Annotated in this window: 19 protein-coding genes; 9 read left to right on the plus strand and 10 right to left on the minus strand. The window is 72.3% G+C overall.

The window, feature by feature from the left end; genetic code table 11:
• Positions 1–100 precede the first annotated feature (100 nt).
• The gene (locus OHT61_RS29770; RefSeq protein WP_329042434.1) at positions 101–604 is read right to left on the minus strand and encodes a GNAT family N-acetyltransferase; all 504 of its coding nucleotides are present in this window, start codon (positions 602–604) and stop codon (positions 101–103) included.
• A 219-nt stretch (positions 605–823) separates the two neighbouring features.
• Between OHT61_RS29770 and OHT61_RS29775 the strand changes: the two genes are divergently transcribed.
• Both OHT61_RS29775 and OHT61_RS29780 read left to right on the plus strand, forming a co-directional pair.
• On the plus strand, positions 824–1,699 hold the full coding sequence (locus OHT61_RS29775; RefSeq protein ID WP_329042435.1) for an endo alpha-1,4 polygalactosaminidase: 876 nt from the start codon (positions 824–826) through the stop codon (positions 1,697–1,699).
• A 269-nt stretch (positions 1,700–1,968) separates the two neighbouring features.
• Positions 1,969–2,979: an MsnO8 family LLM class oxidoreductase gene (locus tag OHT61_RS29780; RefSeq protein ID WP_329042436.1), complete on the plus strand. Its 1,011-nt coding sequence runs from the start codon at positions 1,969–1,971 to the stop codon at positions 2,977–2,979.
• Positions 2,980–3,019: 40 nt separating this feature from the next.
• Here the strand turns inward: OHT61_RS29780 and OHT61_RS29785 are convergent, their stop codons facing one another.
• From OHT61_RS29785 to OHT61_RS29795, 3 genes are all read right to left on the minus strand, one after another.
• Complete coding sequence (locus OHT61_RS29785; RefSeq protein WP_329043434.1) at positions 3,020–3,409, minus strand: DUF2267 domain-containing protein; 390 nt, start codon at positions 3,407–3,409, stop codon at positions 3,020–3,022.
• 185 nt (positions 3,410–3,594) lie between these two features.
• Complete coding sequence (locus OHT61_RS29790; protein WP_329042437.1) at positions 3,595–3,786, minus strand: DUF6381 family protein; 192 nt, start codon at positions 3,784–3,786, stop codon at positions 3,595–3,597.
• A 107-nt stretch (positions 3,787–3,893) separates the two neighbouring features.
• A complete protein-coding gene (locus tag OHT61_RS29795; RefSeq protein WP_329042439.1) occupies positions 3,894–4,514 on the minus strand; it encodes an L-threonylcarbamoyladenylate synthase in 621 nt (206 codons plus the stop codon).
• Between the two features lie 368 nt (positions 4,515–4,882).
• On the opposite strand from OHT61_RS29795, the gene helR reads away from it, so the two are divergent.
• Entirely contained in the window at positions 4,883–7,030 is a 2,148-nt protein-coding gene (helR, locus tag OHT61_RS29800; RefSeq protein ID WP_329042440.1) for an RNA polymerase recycling motor ATPase HelR, read from the plus strand.
• Positions 7,031–7,166: 136 nt separating this feature from the next.
• On the opposite strand, the gene OHT61_RS29805 is transcribed toward helR, so the two are convergent.
• Positions 7,167–8,528 carry an FAD-dependent oxidoreductase gene (locus OHT61_RS29805; protein WP_329042442.1) on the minus strand — a complete coding sequence of 454 codons (1,362 nt, stop codon included), beginning with the start codon at positions 8,526–8,528 and terminating at the stop codon, positions 7,167–7,169.
• Positions 8,529–8,850: 322 nt separating this feature from the next.
• On the opposite strand from OHT61_RS29805, the gene OHT61_RS29810 reads away from it, so the two are divergent.
• The gene (locus OHT61_RS29810; RefSeq protein ID WP_329042444.1) at positions 8,851–9,294 is read left to right on the plus strand and encodes a nitroreductase family deazaflavin-dependent oxidoreductase; all 444 of its coding nucleotides are present in this window, start codon (positions 8,851–8,853) and stop codon (positions 9,292–9,294) included.
• 174 nt (positions 9,295–9,468) lie between these two features.
• Positions 9,469–9,744, plus strand: a complete 276-nt coding sequence (locus OHT61_RS29815) for a DUF2087 domain-containing protein (protein WP_329042446.1) — start codon at positions 9,469–9,471, stop codon at positions 9,742–9,744.
• 82 nt (positions 9,745–9,826) lie between these two features.
• Here the strand turns inward: OHT61_RS29815 and OHT61_RS29820 are convergent, their stop codons facing one another.
• Entirely contained in the window at positions 9,827–10,651 is an 825-nt protein-coding gene (locus OHT61_RS29820; RefSeq protein ID WP_329042447.1) for an aldo/keto reductase, read from the minus strand.
• Positions 10,652–10,957: 306 nt separating this feature from the next.
• Here OHT61_RS29820 and OHT61_RS29825 point away from each other — a divergent pair, with 306 nt between their 5' ends.
• Positions 10,958–12,259 (plus strand): alpha/beta fold hydrolase, encoded by a 1,302-nt coding sequence (locus OHT61_RS29825; protein ID WP_329042448.1) that lies wholly within the window; start codon positions 10,958–10,960, stop codon positions 12,257–12,259.
• A gap of 42 nt (positions 12,260–12,301) precedes the next feature.
• Here the strand turns inward: OHT61_RS29825 and OHT61_RS29830 are convergent, their stop codons facing one another.
• Complete coding sequence (locus tag OHT61_RS29830; protein ID WP_329042450.1) at positions 12,302–12,874, minus strand: rhodanese-like domain-containing protein; 573 nt, start codon at positions 12,872–12,874, stop codon at positions 12,302–12,304.
• A 206-nt stretch (positions 12,875–13,080) separates the two neighbouring features.
• Between OHT61_RS29830 and OHT61_RS29835 the strand changes: the two genes are divergently transcribed.
• Entirely contained in the window at positions 13,081–13,815 is a 735-nt protein-coding gene (locus OHT61_RS29835; RefSeq protein ID WP_329042452.1) for a PIG-L deacetylase family protein, read from the plus strand.
• Here OHT61_RS29835 and OHT61_RS29840 read toward each other — a convergent pair.
• From OHT61_RS29840 to OHT61_RS29850, 3 genes are read right to left on the minus strand one after another with little or no spacing between them, the layout of a single operon-like run.
• Positions 13,805–14,095, minus strand: coding sequence for a DUF3817 domain-containing protein (locus OHT61_RS29840; RefSeq protein ID WP_329042454.1), 291 nt, complete (start codon positions 14,093–14,095; stop codon positions 13,805–13,807). The two genes, OHT61_RS29835 and OHT61_RS29840, sit on opposite strands and share 11 nt — an antisense overlap.
• 4 nt (positions 14,096–14,099) lie before the next feature.
• Positions 14,100–14,555, minus strand: coding sequence for a hypothetical protein (locus OHT61_RS29845; protein WP_329042456.1), 456 nt, complete (start codon positions 14,553–14,555; stop codon positions 14,100–14,102).
• Positions 14,556–14,601: 46 nt separating this feature from the next.
• Complete coding sequence (locus tag OHT61_RS29850; protein WP_329042458.1) at positions 14,602–15,243, minus strand: DJ-1/PfpI family protein; 642 nt, start codon at positions 15,241–15,243, stop codon at positions 14,602–14,604.
• 218 nt (positions 15,244–15,461) lie between these two features.
• Here OHT61_RS29850 and OHT61_RS29855 point away from each other — a divergent pair, with 218 nt between their 5' ends.
• A complete protein-coding gene (locus OHT61_RS29855) occupies positions 15,462–16,418 on the plus strand; it encodes a GlxA family transcriptional regulator (RefSeq protein ID WP_329042460.1) in 957 nt (318 codons plus the stop codon).
• Positions 16,419–16,453: 35 nt separating this feature from the next.
• Entirely contained in the window at positions 16,454–17,053 is a 600-nt protein-coding gene (locus OHT61_RS29860; protein ID WP_329042462.1) for a helix-turn-helix domain-containing protein, read from the plus strand.
• Positions 17,054–17,148: the final 95 nt, after the last annotated feature.

Raw genomic sequence — 17,148 nt, forward strand, 5'->3', positions numbered from 1 at the left:
GGTGGGCGGCGCGGGTGGCGTCGGTCCTGCGACCGCTCGGCGTGCTCGCGCCGGTCAACCACCCGCGCCGCGCCCGTGGTTCACACGGCGAGGTCCCCTGTCACGTCAACGCCCGGGTGAGCCAGACGACTTCGCCGTTCGCCTCCGTGGACACACGGTCCCGCTCGAAGCCGAGCTTCTCCAGGACGCGGAGCGACGGCGTGTTCCACGCTCCGACGGTCGACCAGAGCCGCTTCCGCCCGGTCGCCACAGCGGCATCGAGCACCGCGGCGGCCGCCTCGGTGGCGTAGCCACGCCCATGCGCGTGCCGGAACAACTCGTACGCGATTTCGGGCTCCTCCAGGGTGGAGCGGCCGATGACCAGCCCGCAGTAACCGATGAAATCCCCCTCGGCGCGACGCTGTACGGGCAGCAGGGCGATCCCGGTGGTCTCCGTCGCCGTGAGCAGTTCCGTGATCGCCGTCCGGATGTGCTCGACCGTCGGCGTCCCGTCGCCGCGTTCGGAGAGGAGGCCGCAGAAGTCGGCGGCGTCCGACTCGTCCCAGGGCCGCAGAACCAGGCGCTCGGTCTCGAGGTGGAAGGGCATCGTCTCGTACGGGGTCATGGGTCCACCCTGCCGTACGGGCCGGCGGGAACCACGGCCCGGGGAGCGGGGGCCCCGCCGGGATCGTGATCACGTGACAGCCCGGACGCGCGGGTCCACGGCGACGGACGGCCCGCCCATCCCCCCTCGGCGGCGGACCGTCCCGAGGCCGTGAAAGGCTCAGGAGCGGTACCGGAGCACGCCAGATCCGCCTCCGGGGCCCCGACCCCTGGAGTTCGCGTGACCGTCCCCGCCCTGTCCCCGTCTTCCGGCCGCCGCCGCGCGGCGGCGGGCCTCGTCTGCGTTCTCGTCGCGCTCGTGCAGACCGGGTGCGCGGCGACGGACGACCGGGCCCACGGCGCCGCGTCCGAGCGGCCCGCGTCCCCCGTCGTCGCGCGCCCGGCGGCCGGCATGGCCTTCGACTACCAGATCGGCGGCGGCTATGCGCCTCCGTCCGGGGTGGAGGCGGTGTCCCGCGACCGCGAGGACGAGCCCGCCGACGGCCTCTACAACGTCTGCTACGTCAACGCCTTCCAGACCCAGCCCGGCGAACTGAAGCGGTGGGAGAAGACCGACCCCGACCTGCTCCTGCGGGACGGTGACGGTGAGCCGGTGATCGACGAAGGCTGGGGCGAGGTACTCCTCGACACCTCGACGGCCGCCAAGCGGACCAGACTCGCGGAGATCGTCGGCGCGTGGATCGACGGTTGCGCGGAGAGCGGCTTCCAGGCCGTGGAGCCCGACAACCTCGACTCGTACGAACGCTCCCAGGGGAAGCTGACTCGAAGTCACAACGCGGCCTTCGCCACCATGCTGGCGGAGCGGGCGCACGCGTCCGGTCTCGCCATCGGGCAGAAGAACACGACGGACCTGCTTCCGCGGAGCTCCGCCATCGGATTCGACTTCGCGGTGACGGAGGAGTGCGCCCAGTTCGACGAGTGCGACGCCTATGCCGAGGCGTACGACGGCCGTGTCTTCGCCGTCGAGTACGAAGGTGAGGGCGACATCGGCTTCGACGAGAGCTGCTCGGCCTGGCAGGACCGCGTTTCCCTGGTGCTCCGCGACCTCGACGTCCTGCCGGCCACCGAGAAGGGTTACGTCTACCGCTCCTGCTGAGCGCACCATCGGAGGGGGACCACCCTCACCGGGATCACGGACCCGGAGCAGCAGCGGGTCGTCCGCACCGCCGAGGCGGGAGCGGTGCCGCACGAGGGCCTGCGTATCGCTCGCCTCCCGGGCCGCCGGCAGGGACCGCGCGGCCCTCACGCCGAGGGCGACGCCGGGCGGCGGGGGAGGACCGGCCCGGAACCCCCTGACCAGGCCCGGCGGCCCCCTGAGCGGCGGCGGGACGGGAATCCCGGGGCGCCTGAGGCGTTGACACGGGAGTGAGTACTGCCTTCGCACCGATCCGGATCTCCGTCCTCGACCGCTCGCGCACCCGCGAGGGGTACGACGCCGCCGAGGCGCTGCGCGACACCGTCGCACTGGCCAGAACGGCCGAGGAACTCGGCTACCACCGGTTCTGGGTCTCCGAGCACCACAGTGTGCCCGGAGTGGCCGGCTCGGCACCGACGGTGCTCGCCGCCGCGGTGGCCGCGGCCACCACCACGATCCGGGTGGGCACCGGCGGGGTGATGCTCCCGAACCACCAGCCGTTCGTCGTCGCCGAGCAGTTCGGGGTGCTCGCCTCGCTCTTTCCGGGACGGATCGACATGGGGCTCGGACGTTCCGTCGGATTCACCGACGGGATCCGCCGCGCCCTGGGAAGGGGCAAGGAGGACGCGCGGGACTTCGGTGCCCGGCTGGCCGAGTTGCTGGGCTGGATGGACGGAAGCCAGCAGGCCCACCCCCAGGTCCACGCCCACCCCGCCGAGGGGCTGCGGGTTCCCCCGTTCGTCCTGGCCATCGGCGAGGGCGCCGAGATCGCCGCAGCGGCCGGGCTGCCCCTCGTGGTGGGCGACCTCAGGAACCGCGACAAGCTGATGCGCGCCGTCGACGGGTACCGCGGTGGTTTCCGGCCCTCCGCATGGTCTTCCGCGCCGTACGTGGTCGTGTCCGGCACCGTCGCCGTCGCGGGGACGGACGAGGAGGCCGGGAGGCTGCTGGTGCCGGAGGCCTGGTCCATGGCTCACGCGCGGACCAGGGGATCCTTCCCTCCGTTGCTGCCGGCCGAGCGGATCGACGCGCTGGCCATGACGGAGAAGGAGCGCGGACTGTTCGAGGAGGGCCTGCGCGGTCACCTGGCGGGGACGGAGGAGACGGTGTCGGCGGGTCTGGAGCGGGCCGTCGAGGAGACGGGCGCCGACGAACTGCTGGTCACGACGAGTACGTACGACCGCGAAGCCCTGGTGGACTCGATGCGCCGACTCGCCCGGCTGGCGGGCCTGCGGGCGTGAGGGCTGATGGCCGACGAGCGTGCCCGGCGTGTCGGGACGCTCACCCGCCGCCGGGGTGGCCGAACAGGAGGTCGTAGCCCGGCGGAAGTTGCAGCAGCAGGCGCTCCAGGAGTTCCTCGCCCGCGGCGTCCCCTGCCACGCTGAGCACGGCGCTCGTGTCCCAGGCGGCCGTCTGCTCGGTGGCCCCGTCGATCCAGGCGGCGGCGGCGCGCACGAAGCGCTCGGAACTGAGCGGTTCCGCGGCCTGCAGCGGGTTCAGCAGGATGAGCGCGAAGGTCTCCGGCAACTTCGCCGCCAGCTCGTTGCGCTCCTCGCCGACGACGTGTGCGCCCAGCAGCGCAAGCACCACGCGTGACGCCCGCTCCGCCTCCCGCGCCGAGCGGTACGCCCCGCGTTCCTGGACGGCTTCCAGGAACGCCTGCCATCTCATGTACGTCACCGGGCCCCCTTCGCGGAGCACGGGCGGAGAGCGGGGCGGGGGAGGGGAAGCCCGTGCCCCGCCCTCCGCGTATCCACCGCATCTCACCTCATTCCGGTACTAGCACGCTGTGGCGCCGTCGGCAACCGGGGAGGCCGTCGGGTCCACGGCGATGGGACGACAGGGGGCACGCCGTCCTACTGGATGGGGTAGATGTCCCCACTGGCCATGTCGCTGATCTGCTCACTCTGCGATTCGAGACGCCGCGCCTTCTCCTGCAGGCGCTGACGCTCACCGGCGTCCGGGGTCTGCTCGGCCGCGTTCTCGAGTTCCTTCGCCTTGTCGTGCATCTGCCGTGCACGGTCCCGAAGGTCGTCCGACTCACTCATGATCACTCCCTGGCGGTGTGCGGGCGGGACACCTCCACCGAACCAGGCACCCGGGGGTGCGCGCATCTCAGCGGGACCGCCGGAAACGCGGAGTGACCGAGCAGGAGCTACTCGAAGCGGGAGAGGTCGCCGGCCCCGCGGCGCACGATCTCCAGTTCCCCTGAGGAGAAATCGATGACGGTGGTGGGTTCGGTACCGCAGTCGCCGGAGTCGAGCACGACGTCCACGACGTGGTCGAGGCGCTCCTTGATCTCCCAGCCCTGCGTCAGCGGTTCCTCCTCGTCGGGCAGGAGCAGGGTGCTGGACAGCAGCGGCTCGCCGAGTTCGGCGAGGAGTGCCTGGGTCACGGCGTGATCGGGGATCCGGACACCGACGGTCTTCTTCTTGGGGTGCAGCAACTGCCGGGGCACCTCTTTGGTGGCCGGCAGGATGAAGGTGTAACTACCGGGCGTCGCCGCCTTGATGGAGCGGAAGACGTCGTTGTCCACCTGGACGAACTGCCCCAGCTGTGCGAAGTTCTGGCACACGAGCGTGAAGTGGTGCCGGTCGTCGAGGTTGCGGATGGACCGGATGCGGCCGATCCCGTCCCGGCTTCCGAGCTGACAGCCCAGGGCGTAGCAGGAGTCGGTCGGATACGCGACGAGGGCGCCGGAGCGGATGCTGTCGGCCACGCTGTTGATGGTGCGGCGTTGGGGATTCTCGGGGTGCACATCGAAGTACTTCGCCATCCGACGAGTCTACGGGTTCCAGACGCCCGCGTTCCGCTTGCGGCAGGGGCACGTCGTGGTCGGATACACCGGACCCGGGGGAGCCGTCCGATCCGAGCGGACGGCGTGGGAAAGAAGGCGGACCCACTCCTTTCCACTCTCAACTTATAGCGCACAGGGGGCCTTGCGGCAAGGCCCCCCCCATGCCGCAGAATCATCCGCCGATCCCCGGCAACCTGCGGAAACGGGTGTGGTGAATGCGTCTTTCGTCGTCGGCGTGCGGCTCCTCGGGGGCCGAGGAGGCCGTCTGCCCCGCATCGCGGCCGCGCCGGTCCGGATGCCCCTGCTCGCATGCCTCACGAGCGACCCCTCGGATCGGAGAGAACGACGTGAACCCCGTGACCACCAGTGCGTTCGACCTTCCCCAGCGCCTTGCCCGGAAGGCCGGCCCCGAACTGATCGCCGGCGACGAAGAGCACTTCGCCGCCATCGCGGAATGTCTGGAGCAGTCGATCGACGAGTTGTCCGACCGCCTCGCTGCCGAGCGGAGGGCGCCGGGCGGTGCGGGACGGCAGGCGATGGACCGCGACGCGGAGATCCACCGGCTCACCGCCCGCCTGCGCGCACTGCGGCGGTTCGGTCTCGACCTCTGCCTCGGACACATGGCCGCGGCGGACGGGACCGGACCCGTCTACGTCGGACGTCTCGGCCTCAAGGACGATGCGGGGCGGCGGCTGCTCATCGACTGGCGCTCACCGGCCGCCGAGCCGTTCTTCGGGGCCACCCACGCCAACCCGATGGGACTGGCGAGCCGTCGCCGGTACCGCTGGAGCGGCGGGCGGATCAGCGACTACTGGGACGAGGTGTTCACGGCGGACGGCCTCACCGGGCATGCGGCACTCGACGACCAGTCCGCCTTCATCGCCACCCTGGCCGGCAGCAGGTCGGCGCGGATGCGGGACGTCCTCGGGACCATCCAGGCCGACCAGGACGCCATCATCCGCACGGGGTCCCGCGGCGCGCTCGTCGTCGACGGGGGCCCGGGCACGGGGAAGACGGTCGTCGCCCTGCACCGCTCGGCCTACCTCCTGCACGCCGATCCCCGCCTCGGCCACCGCAGCGGCGGCCTGCTGTTCGTCGGCCCGCACCAGCCCTACCTGGGATACGTGGCGGACGTCCTGCCGAGCCTGGGGGAGGAGGGCGTACGGACCTGCACCCTCCGGGACCTCGTGCCCGAGGGGGCGGCAGCGGCGGACGAGCCCGATCCCGAGGTGGCCCGGCTGAAGTCCTCCGCGGACCTCGTGCACGCGATCGACGCGGCCGTCCGGTTCTACGAGGAGCCTCCGTCCGAGGGCATGGAGGTCGGGACCCACTGGTCGGACATCTGGCTGAGCGCGGACGACTGGGCCCTGGCGTTCGACGCGGCGGGACCGGGCGCCCCGCACAACGAGGCACGCGACCGGATCCGGGAGGAACTCGTCACGATCCTGGCGGACAAGCACGACGGCGACGCGCCACAGGACCAGCTGCGGAGGTCGCTGGAGCGGAACAGGGACCTGGCCGCGGCCTTCGACCGCGCGTGGCCGCTGCTCGACGCGGCCGAGCTGGTCGGCGACCTGTGGTCGGTGCCCGCCTATCTGCGCACGTGTGCGCCCTGGCTCGCCCCCGACGAGGTACGCCGGTTGCAGAGGGCGGACGCCCAGGCGTGGACGGTGTCCGACCTGCCGCTCCTCGACGCCGCGCGGCAGCGGCTAGGAGACCCGGAGGCATCCCTGCGCGGCAGACGGCACAGGGCGTCCCTGGACGCCGAGAGGGAGCGTATGGCCCAGGTCGTCGACGCCCTGCTCGAAGCGGACGACGACGGGGAGGGGCTGGTGACGATGCTGAACGGGCAGGACATGAAGGACACCCTCGTCGACGGAACCGTCCCGTACGGCGCCGAGTCCGACCCGCTCGCCGGCCCGTTCGCGCACATCGTCGTCGACGAGGCACAGGAACTGACCGACGCCGAGTGGCAGATGCTCCTGCTGCGCTGCCCCTCCCGGAGCTTCACCATCGTCGGTGACCGCGCCCAGGCCAGGCGCGGTTTCACGGAGACCTGGCAGGACCGGCTCGGACGGATCGGGCTCGACCGGATCACCATGGCGTCGCTGAGCATCAACTACCGGACTCCGCGGGAGATCATGCGGGAGGCGGAGCCCGTCGTCCGGGCCGTCCTCCCGGACGCGAACGTGCCGACGTCGGTCCGCAGCGGCGGGCTCCCGGTCGTCCACGGGGCGGTCGCCGACCTGGGGGCGCTGCTCGACGCCTGGCTGACCGGCAACACCGAAGGCACCGCCTGCGTCATCGGTGACCCGTCCTTCAGGCCGATGTCCCGCGTCCGGTCGCTGACGCCGGAACTGTCGAAGGGACTCGAGTTCGACCTGGTCGTACTCGTCGACCCCGAGGCGTTCGGCGAGGGCACCGGAGGAGCGGTCGACCGCTACGTGGCCATGACCCGGGCCACCCGCCAACTCGTCGTCCTCACGAGTTCCTGAGGTCCCGGGCGGGCGGGTCCGCCCGCCCGAACTCGGTTCGGCCGAGCGGCTGTTGCGCGCGGCCCGGCAGGACGAAGGCCCGTGCCCCCGGAACTCCTGGCTGGAGTTCCGGGGGCACGGGCCTTGGAGTGGCCGGTCAGGCTCCCGAGGCGTCCAGCATGGCCCCGCGCTCGACCACCTTGATGCGCTCACGGCCCTGCTCGGCGCCGAGCGCCTGCTCGTGGGCGTCGAGGCGGTGCCAGCCCTCCTTGGTGGTGTAGCGCACGCCGCGCTGCTCCAGGAAGTCCGCGACCGCGTCGGTCTCGGGCCGGACGGGGGCGGGCAGGCGGCCGGCGGCGTGGTCCTCCAGCAGGCAGGCCACCGTCTCGTTGGCGTCACCCTTGGTGTGCCCGATCAGGCCGATCGGACCGCGCTTGATCCAGCCGGTCACGTACACCGAGGACATCGGCTCGCCGCCGGCCAGCACACGTCCGGCGGCGTGCGGGACGGTGCCGGACACCACGTCGAAGGGCAGCTTCGGGAGCTCCTCCGAGTAGTAGCCCACCGCGCGGTAGACGCTCTGCACGTCCCAGTCGGTGAAGCGGCCGGTGCCCTTGACGTTGCCCGTGCCGTCGAGCTCGGTGCGCTCGGTGCGCAGGCCGACGACGCTGCCGTCCTCGCCCAGGACCTCGACGGGGGACTCGAAGAAGTGCAGGAACAGCTTGTGCGGGCGGTCGCCGACGTCCCGGATCGCCCAGTTCTCCAGGGTGGAGGCCACCATGTTGGCCTGCTTGTTCTCCCGGCGGGTGGCGATCGAACCGTCGTCGTAGTCGATGTCCTCGGGGTTGACGATGACCTCGATGTTCGGGGAGTGGTCCAGCTCGCGCAGCTCCATCGGGCTGAACTTCGCCTGGGCCGGTCCGCGTCGTCCGAAGACGTGCACCTCCAGGGCCTTGTTCGCCTTGAGGCCGTCGTACACGTTGGCGGGAATCTCGGTCGGGAGCAGTTCGTCCGCCGTCTTGGCGAGGATGCGCGCGACGTCCAGGGCGACGTTGCCGACGCCGAGCACGGCGACCTTCTCGGCCTCCAGCGGCCAGGTGCGCGGAACCTCCGGGTGGCCGTCGTACCAGGCCACGAAGTCGGCGGCGCCGTAGGACCCGCCGAGCTCGATGCCCGGTATGTCGAGCGCGCGGTCGGCGTCGGCGCCGGTGGAGAAGATCACGGCATCGTAGAAGGACCGCAGGTCGTCCAGGCCGATGTCGTTGGGGTAGTCGACGTTGCCGAACAGCCGCAGCTGCGGCTTGTCCAGGACCTGGTGCAGCGCCTTGACGATGCCCTTGATCCGCGGGTGGTCGGGGGCCACTCCGTACCGGATCAGGCCGAAGGGGGCGGGCATGCGTTCGAAGAGGTCGATCGATACGCCCGGCTCCTGGGCGACCTCGGATTTGAGAAGCGCGTCCGCAGCGTAGATTCCGGCGGGACCGGCTCCGACGATGGCGACGCGGACGGGGCGTGTCATGGAGTGATGTTCCTTTGGGCGGCGGTCGCGGGCAGAGAGCAGCGGGGTAAGGGTTGACTTACTCCGCTGCTCTCCACGGTATGCCCTGTTCTCCAGCCCTCCTGGAGCGGGGCATGAGTATTCCCAGGAAATAAAGGGACGTAGGCGTACGAAGTGGACTCATTTTTGTGGGCAGATTCCGCTCGCGGCGTCTCGTGCGGCTCCAGAGGCTGAGACGGAACGCGGTGCGGGGTGGGCCGGCCGGTGTCCCTGCGTGCCACTGGTGCGGGGCGGAGACATGATGGGGGCACGACGCAGCACTCCGACGAGAGGAACAGGTGCCATGCCGATCGAGGGCGAGTACGAGCCGAGCCCGACCACATGGGTCCGTGAGCAGGTCGAGCTCATCGAGAGCTCCGGCGGGACGCAGGGCACCACCCTGCGCGGCATGCCCGTCATCCTTCTCACGACGCGTGGTGCCAAGAGTGGCAAGGTCCGCAAGTCACCGCTGATGCGGGTCGAGCACGACGGCCGGTACGCCGTCGTCGCCTCCCTCGGCGGCGCCCCCAAGCACCCCGTCTGGTACTACAACGTCCTCGCCGATCCGAAGGTCGAACTGAGGGACGGCACCGTTCAGCAGGACATGGTGGCCCGCGAGGTGTCGGGGGACGAGAAGGCGCTGTGGTGGGACCGGGCCGTCGAGGCCTTCCCCGACTACGCCGAATACCAGAGGAAGACCGACCGCGAGATCCCGGTCTTCGTCCTCACTCCGGCGGAGCACGGCTGACGCGACCGGCGACGGTCGCCGGTGGACCGGCCGGTACTCCGTGAACGGCGGGGGCCGGCCGGTCCCCGGTCCCCGTGCCCCTCGCCGTGGGGGAGACCTGTGCGGGGAGGGCGGGCGACCTCACCGCCGGGAAATCGTGTTGCCCGGCCCGCTCGCACCTGCGAGGCTCCCGGGATGCCCGACACGGAACCCCGCAGCTCGCAACAGGTGGCCTCCCTCTTCTCGGGGGGACGGCTCACGGCGATCCCCCGCAGGACCGCGCGGCGCGAGCAGTTGCTGGTGCACCTCGCGCAGACGCTGTTCGAGCGGGACCGCGTCCATACCGAGCGAGAGGTCAACGAGGCCCTGCTGACCGTGCACGAGGACTGCTCCGCCCTGCGCCGTCACCTGGTGGTGGCCGGGCTGCTGGAGCGCACCAGGGACGGCGCGAGCTACCGGCGGGCGTGCTGACCGTTCACAGCCCCCCGCCCCTGCCGGCCGGCGGTCCGAGGCCCGGGATCCGCCCGGCGGGCGGGCGTTCCGCCGGGCGCGGTCAGTTGACGACGTCCGGGTCGGGGCCGGTCCGCATGCCGCGGTCCAGGCCGGCGACGGCGTCCATGTCGGCGTCCGGGAGCGCGAAGTCGAACACGTCGATGTTCTGCCGGATGCGCGCGGGTGTGACCGACTTGGGGATCACGATGTTCCCGAGCTGCAGGTGCCAGCGCAGGACGATCTGTGCGGGTGTCCTTCCGTGGCGCTCGGCGAGCGAGGTGATCACTTCGTCGTCGAGCAGCGCCCCCTGCGCCAGCGGGCTCCACGCCTCGGTGGCGATGCCGGCCTCGGCGTGGACGGCGCGGAGTTCGCTCTGCTGGAGCCCGGGGTGCAGCTCGACCTGGTTGACGGCGGGCACGAGCGAGCTCTCCTCGCGCAAGCGGTGCAGGTGCGCGGGCTGGAAGTTGGAGACGCCCGCCGCCCGTATCCGGCCGTCGGTGTGCAGCTTCTCCAGGGCGCGCCAGGTGTCGGTGTAGAGGTCGCGGGCCGGTGTCGGCCAGTGGATGAGGTAGAGGTCCACGTGGTCGAGGCCGAGTTCGGTCAGCGAGGCGTCGAAGGCGGCGAGCGTGGCGTCGTAACCCTGGTCCGCGTTCCAGAGCTTCGTCGTGACGAACAGTTCTTCGCGGGGCAGTCCGGACTCGGCCAGGGCCCGGCCGACGCCCGCCTCGTTGCCGTAGGCGGTGGCCGTGTCGATGGAGCGGTATCCCGCCTCCAGGGCTGCGGCGACCGCCGCGGTGGTCTCGTCGTCGGGTACCTGGAAGACGCCGAAGCCGAGCTGCGGAATCGTGACGCCGTTGTTGAGGGTGACGGTGGGGACCGTGGGCATGGGTGGTACCTCTCGTAGCGCTGGGAAAACTGCTCCGCGTGCGGCGGTTACAGGCGTCGACAATAGTTGCGTACGCGGGTTAATGGCAAACGCCTGCCATTCGGGGTGGAAGTCCGTCGGGCATCCGCCGCCGCGCGTGACCGGTTCGCCGTGCCGGCGCCTCCGCCGCCGGTCTCCCCGGCCCCCTCGTCGCGACGTCCCGCCCGCACGGCGAGGATCGTCCGTGCGCAGCTCGCGAGGCCCGCCACCGGCCGGGCCGCGTCGATGTGCTGGACTGTCCGGGAACAACCCGATACAGGAGTCCCCTTGAGCAGCTATCGCCAGCCCGGCCTCGTCCTCACGGACCGCCGGTTCACGGTTCCCCTCGACCACGACGATCCGGGCGGCGAGGCGATCGAGCTCTTCGCCCGCGAGGTCGTCGCCGCCGGGAAGTCGGGTGCGGACCTGCCCTGGCTGGTCTACCTGGAGGGCGGCCCGGGGTTCGGTGCCCGCCGTTTCGTCGGTGACGAGGCGTGGCTGGGCCGGGCGGTGCGGGAGTTCCGAGTGCTGCTCCTGGACCAGCGGGGTACGGGCCTCTCCACCCCGGTGAACCGGCAGACCCTCCCCTCGCGGGGCGGCCCGCGCGAACAGGCCGCCCATCTCGCCCACTTCCGTGCCGACAGCATCGTCCGCGACTGCGAGCTGATCCGCCCCCGGCTCACGGGCGGGGCTCCGTGGACGGTCCTCGGGCAGTCCTACGGCGGGTTCTGTGCCGTGCACTACCTGTCCGCGGCCCCGGAAGGGCTCGACACCGTCCTGATCACCGGCGGACTGCCGTCGCTGGACGCACACGCCGACGACGTCTACCGGGCCGCCTATCCGCGCATCGAGCGCAAGGTCGCCGCGCACTACGCCCGTTACCCGCAGGACGTAGCCCGCGCCCGCGCGATCGCCGCACACCTCGCGGAGCACCGCCCCGACAGCGCGGGCCACCTGCTGACTCCCGAAGGCTTCCAGTCGCTGGGCATCATGCTCGGCGGCGGCAACGGCAGCCATCAGCTGCACTACCTCCTGGAGAACGCCTTCGTCGACGGAGCCCACGGGCGTGAGCTCTCCGACGCCTTCCAAGAGGCCATGCGCACCGCCACCTCGTTCGCCGCACACCCGCTGTACGCCCTCATGCACGAGCCGATCTACGGACAGGGCCCTCGGCCCACGGGGTGGGCGGCCGAACGCGTCCGCGCCGAGTTCCCGCAGTTCGACGCAGGTGCCGCCCTCGCGGGGGACGGGCCGGTGCTGTTCACCGGAGAGAGCGTCCACCCGTGGCACTTCGACGTCGATCCCGCGCTGCGGCCGCTGCGCGAGACGGCCGAACTGCTGGCGGCCCGCACCGACTGGCCCGTCCTGTACGACACCGAGCGGCTCGCGGCCAACCAGGTGCCGGTGGCCGCCGCCGTCTACCACGACGACATGTACGTCGACACGGAGCACGCGCTGCGCACGGCGTCCTCGATCCGCGGCCTGCGCACATGGGTGACCAGCGAGTTCGAGCACGACGGGGTGAGGGCGGGCGGGCCGCGCGTGCTCGACCGCCTCCTCGCGCTCGTGAGGGGCGAGAGCGACCGCTAGGGCCTGCGGCCCGGGGACCCACGGGCCCCGGGCCGTCCGGGCTCAGCCCTGCAGGGCGTCCAGGGTCGCGATCAGGCCGGCCTCCGCCTGCGGCGCACGGTTGTGCGGGAGCTTCCCCAGGACCGCCGCCATGCCGCAGGTGTTGCTCGCCGCGGAGTAGACCAGACCGGCGCCGACTCCGGCCGACAGCCAGCGCGCCGCGGGAAGGCGCCGGCCGGCGAGCAGGCCGGCCACCACCAGCGAGCCGGCGGCGAGTCGCACCTGGCGCTCCATGGGCCACGTCGTCCGGGCTCCCGCCGGGCGGTCGAGAGCGCGTCCTTCGCCCTCCCAGGCCGAGGTGCCGCCGGTCAGCGCGGCGGCGTCGATGTCGGCGTCGGCGAGGATCTCGCAGGCGCGGACGGACCGTACCCCGGACGCGCACACCACCAGCAGTGAGCCCCGGGCCGCGACCGACTTCAGGGCGGGCAGCGCCTCCGCGAGCCGGTCGAGCGGGATGTTCAGCGCGCCCGGCACGTGTCCCGAGGCGTACTCGCCGGGAGCCCGTACGTCGATGACGGTGAACTCCTCCAGACGGGCCGCGGCCTGGGCGGGGGAGAGGGATGCGGGGCTGATCACGGGCGGATCTCCTTTCGGTCGCCGGAATGGCCGGGGGCTCGCTCGTCCCGGCTCTCCAGACGGCAAGAATACCCCTGGGGGTATTTTCTCCCGCTCGGCACGGCTCGGTGCGAGGCGCGTCCGACCGGGGCGACTCCAGGGCCCCTGCCCCGAACCGCTCCCGGGATGCATGGATCCGTGATCGCTTCCCGGATAGCCTTCGCGGCATGACACAGCAGCAGCTGGAACCCATGCCCGCGGACTGGCAGCGGGCCCTGGCGGTGGTCGCCCACCCCGACGACCTGGAATACGGCTGCGCAGCCGCGGTGGCCGGATGGACCGACGGGGGGAAGGAGGTCACCTACCTCCTGGCCAGTCGCGGCGAGGCCGGGATCGACACCATCGCCCCCGAGGAGTGTGCGCCGTTGCGCGAACGGGAACAGCGGGCGAGCGCCGCCGCCGTGGGTGTCGACGGTGTGGAGTTCCTGGACCACCGGGACGGCGTCATCGAGTACGGCACGGCTCTGCGCCGCGACATCGCCGCGGCCATCCGCCGGTACCGGCCCGAACTGCTCATCACGCTCAACCACCGCGACACCTGGGGTGGCGTGGCGTGGAACACCCCCGACCACCGCGCGGTCGGCCGGGCCACCCTGGACGCCGCGGCCGACGCGGGCAACCGCTGGATCTTCCCCGAGCTCCGCGAGCGCGGGCTCGAGCCGTGGGACGGCGTGCGCTGGGTCGCCGTGGCCGGCACCGACCGGCCCACCCACGCGGTCGACGCGACTCCGGGGTTCGAGCGTGCCGTCCAGTCCCTCCTCGCCCACCGCACCTACATCGAGGTGCTGACCGACGAGGAGCCGGAGGCGTACTGCCGCAGGTTCCTGGCCGGCGCCACCGAGGGCGCGGCCGAGCGCTTCGGCGGCCGCCCGGCCGTCGCGTTCGAGGTCTTCAGCCGCTGAGCCGGGCCGGAGGGCTTGCGCGGTGGCCGCGGGTGGACGCCCGCTCGTACCGGCGCGAGGCGAGCAGACCGCCCACCCCCGGTATCAGCGCGCACAGCTTCGTCTCACCGTCCGCCCCCGGGGCGCGGACGGTGAGGAGGACGACGAGGAGGTACGCGCAGCCGTGGACGGGCCCGGCCAGGGCGGACACGTCGGGCAGATGGACCGTCGCCAGGTTGGTGAGGAGCACCGTCAGGGAGGCGAGTTCCGCGTGGGCGGCGATCCGGAGCGGGCGCGGCACGTGGTCACACTCCGGTGGTCGAGCCGGGACGGACGATCATGAGTACCGTGACCGTCGCCCACAGGAGGTTGAACAGCCCGGTGTGCATGCCGAGCCGTCGAGTCGCGCCCGGTGATGCCGGAGAGCCGGGGCCGGCCAGCGCCTCCTGCCGCGGAAGGACGAGCGCGACCAGCACCACCGCCGCCAGTGCGGTGAGGATCATCGAGGCGATCAGCCAGCCGTCGCGCAGGACGCCCAGGCTCGCGGCGGTCGCCAGACCGAACACGGGGACGGCCACGCCGACCCCGGCGTAGACACGGCAGATGCGGTGGAGCGCCTGTACGACGGCCGACGCGCGTGCGTCCCCGGGATCGGCGAGCGCACGCCGGGCGGCGGGCGGGAACATGCTGGCCGCCACGGTCACGGGGCCGACGGCGACGATGGCCGCCAGGACGTGGACGGCGAGGAGGAAGGTGGTCACGGGAGGCGGGGTTCCGTTCCTTGGGCCGGGATGGGTCGGACGGTGATCACGCGGCGGGCCGCCACACGACGCCCCGCCGTTCGTGGGCGAACAGTCGCTCCACGCGCAGGGCGATCGCGGGACCGAGTTCACGCTCCAGCAGATGGAGTCCGAGGTCGAGGCCCGACGTCACGCCCCCGGCGGTCACCAGATCGCCGTCGTCCACCACCCGCGCCTCCACCGGGCGGGCGCCCGCGTCCGCGAGCGCGCCCATGCCGTCGTGATGGGTCACTGCGGGGCGGCCCCCGATCAGCCCGGCCATGGCCAGGAGCAGCGAGCCCCCGCACACGGTCGCCACGCACAGCTCCGGCCGGCCCACGCACGCCGCGAGCAGGGGCGGCAGTCCCGTGCCCAGGGCCCGCGCCAGGACGGCCGGAACGCTGTCCTCCTCGGCCTGACCGGGCCCGTCCGGCATCCGGCCGGCAGCGCCGGGGAGCACGACCAGGCCCGCACGCGCCGGGTCGAGCGGGCCGGTGGCGCGGAGGGACAGCGGCGGGATCCCGCTCGGCACGTCGCGCGGGCCCTCCGCCGACACCAGCTGCACGGTCAGGGCTCCGTCGGCCGCGACGCCCCCGGCGTGCAGCACCTCGTACGGCGCGACCACGTCCAACGGGTCGAAGCCGTCGAACAGGACGATCTGGGCGAGCATCCGGCATCTGTCCTCTCGGTGGGCGGCCGGACCCCGTGGTCCGGCCGGGAACGACGCTACGGCGCCCGTCCGGCCTGCGGCACTGGCGAAAACGACACCTTCCAACGGATTCTCGCCACACCTGCCGGAGCGCTCCGACCTGGCCCTACGTGGCTCTCGCGGGTGAGGGGGCCGATGCGGGGCTCCGGCCGGAAGCAGGCATCTGATGGGATGGCGCCATGCACACCGTGGCCGTACTCGCGCTGGACGGCGTCATCGCCTTCGACCTGTCCACGCCCATCGAGGTCTTCTCGCGCACCAGGCTTCCCGACGGCCGGCCCGCCTACCGGGTACGCGTCTGCGCCGCCACCGAGGAGGTCGACGCCGGGGCGTTCGTGCTCCGCGCCCCGCACGGACTCGACGCGCTGGCCGAGGCCGACACGATCATCGTCCCGGGCTGCGCGGACCCGTCGCGGCCGGTCCCGCCCGGCACGCTCGACGCCCTGAGGGCCGCCGCCTCGGACGGGACCCGGATCGCCTCGATCTGCGCGGGTGCTCTCGTCCTGGCCGCCACCGGGCTGCTCGACGGGCTGCGGGCCACGACCCACTGGATGGCCACCGGACTCCTGGCCGCGAGACATCCGGAGGTCGACGTGGACCCCGACGTGCTGTACGTCGACAACGGCCAGTTCCTGACCTCGGCCGGCGCCGCCGCGGGGCTCGACCTCTGCCTCCACATGATCCGTCGCGACCACGGCTCGGCGGTCGCCGCCGACGCGGCGCGCCTGTCGGTGATGCCCCTGGAACGCGAGGGCGGCCAGGCGCAGTTCATCGTCCACACCCAGCCGCCCGCACCAGGGGGTGCGGAACTGGAGCCGTTGTTGCGGTGGCTGGAGGACAACGCCGGGCGCGAGCTCACGCTCGACGACATCGCCGGCCGGGCCGGGATGAGCACGCGCACGCTGAACCGCCGCTTCAGGGAGCAGCTGGGCACCACGCCGCTGCAGTGGCTGCACCGGGCGCGTATCCGCCGGGCGCAGCACCTCCTGGAGACGACGCCCCACGCCGTCGACCGCATCGCCGTGCAGGTGGGTTTCGGTTCGCCGACGGCCTTCCGGGACCGCTTCAAGCGCGTGGTGGGGACGAGCCCGTACGCGTACCGGCGCGCTTTCCGTGGAGCCTCCCGACCTGCCTGATTGACAAAGGCGTTTGCCGAATCTGCAATGGACGCATGAAGGAACAGAACCAGGAAGACACCGAACTGGACGCCGTGCTCACCGGCGTCGGGCCCCGGCTGCGGCGACTGCGCAAGGACCGCGGGGTGACGCTCGCCGCCCTGTCCGAGGCGACGGGGATCTCGGTCTCCACCCTGTCCCGTCTCGAATCCGGCGGAAGGCGGCCCAGCCTGGAACTGCTGCTCCCGATCGCCCGGGCCCACGAGGTGCCGCTCGACGACCTCGTGGGGGCGCCGCCGGTCGGCGATCCGAGGGTACGGGCGAAGCCGATCGTCCAGGGCGCCAAGACCTCCCTGCCGCTCACCGGCAGGCCCGGCGGCCTCCAGGCCTACAAGGTGATCCAGGAGGCCCCCTGTACCGAGGTGCCCGAGCAGCGGACCCACGAGGGCTACGAGTGGCTGTACGTGCTCAACGGCCGGCTCCGGCTCAAGCTCGCCGAGCACGACCTCGTGCTGGTTCCGGGGGAGGCCGCCGAATTCGACACGCGGCTGCCGCACTGGTTCGGCCCCGCGGGCGACGAGCCGGTCGAGTTCCTCAGCCTCTTCGGGCCGCAGGGGGAGCGGATGCACGTGAGGGCCAAGCCGAAGCGGCAGTGACGCGGGGCGTCCCGGTGGGGGCAGGGGTGTTCCCAGGCGGGCAAGCGACCGCTTAGTATGCGCCGGAGCAGTGGTAATGCCGACAGTGTTGTGGA

It is taken from the genome of Streptomyces sp. NBC_00178 (assembly GCF_036206005.1).
Taxonomy (GTDB): Bacteria; Actinomycetota; Actinomycetes; order Streptomycetales; family Streptomycetaceae; genus Streptomyces.